General features: G+C 48.7%; 1 protein-coding gene. It reads right to left on the bottom strand.

Features of this window, described 5'->3' with window-relative positions; genetic code table 11:
- The coding region (locus FMS18_RS20120; RefSeq protein ID WP_163296439.1) for an RHS repeat domain-containing protein at positions 1–1,359 on the bottom strand (1,359 nt) is incomplete at its 3' end.
- Positions 1,360–1,371: the final 12 nt, after the last annotated feature.

Raw genomic sequence — 1,371 nt, 5'->3', positions numbered from 1 at the left:
CCCGCCAGCATATCCCAGCGGATCAGGAGATATGAACCTGCCGATGACAGGATCGTACTCGCGGTAGCCGAAATGGATCAGTCCGGTGTTGCAGTCGTAGAGACCACCGCAGAAACCGAGCAGCGGATCATGTTCGGGATTGCTGTTCTGTATCCTTCTTCCGAAAGAATCATATAGAACTTCCTGTACACTATTTCCTGCTGGATCGGCAATAGTAAAGACACTCCCCAACTGATCGGTCGCAAAGAGATGGATCTGCCCATTACGGATCATTCCCATGCAGCGGCCCTGTTCATTGTAGTGAAACTTGCTGATTCCTTCTGCATCTTCAACTGCGGCAAGGGTGGTCAAATCTTTCCACTGGTAGCGTTGAACCCGTTGACCGTTGACGTATTTTTCAGTCCTGAAACCGCGCTCATCAAAGCGGTATTCAATGCCGGTTCCATCAGGAAGATGGACTTCGCACAACTGTCCGGTTTTCAGATATTCGTATCTGGTGCAGCCTTCGAAGGAGTGCTTTTCGGAAAGGTCACCGTCTTGATCGTAAACATATATAGTGTCGCCTGCACGCACCAATTGTCCAAGATCGTTGTAGCTGTACTCCAGCTTCTCACCACCTGCGACCTGAGAGAACACCCGTTGCCCCAACTTGTTGTAACGATAGGCTTCCACAGGTTCGCCGCAGTAAGTCGCTGCCTGAAGTCGACCTTCATCATCATACTGATATTCAAGGACATGAGTGGACTCAGCGGATACCAACACCTTATCTTCGATTCTAAGATTCTCATCCCGATTTACAGCCAGCACCCCATAGGTTTCTTCAGTTTTAGGTGTCAGGAATTGGAGAACTTCATCCGCGATTTCGTTGATGTCCACGTTGTCACGCTGCATCTCATCGCGGATTGAGTCCCCAGTTCCGGTCTGGGGTGTTCTTGATTGTTTAAGTCTGGAACCATGAACATTTACATGCTTCTTGAATTCGGTTTGTACTTCGTTTCCGTAGGTGGTTTGTTTCAATCCCTGCACCACAGGCAGATCGGGATTTTCCTGCATGAACTGGGCATGGACCATACGTTTTAGCTTGGCATGCATGGCTTTGGTTTCTTCCCACTCGTAATTCTTCTGGTCCCACCTGCGTTTGACCTCCGGCTTCATCATGGAAGGATACATACGGTCACCAGTTGAGAATTCTGAAAAATCCCCTTTGGGATCTGCCAATTCTTCACCTGTTCGGTGATCAACAATTTTCCAGAGATTGTCGATCTGCATCTCGGCTGGCTCGTTTTCTCCGTAAAGCACCAGTCCGGTTGTGAGTTCTTTTCGGGACCTGCGTTCCATCCGGTAATCAGAAAAGTTCATTATTTGCTACCT

Source organism: Desulfovibrio sp. JC022 (assembly GCF_010470665.1).
GTDB lineage: Bacteria > Desulfobacterota > Desulfovibrionia > Desulfovibrionales > Desulfovibrionaceae > Maridesulfovibrio.
The sequence above is the reverse complement of the archived record's forward strand: the minus strand, read 5'-3'. Positions and strand labels throughout refer to the sequence as shown.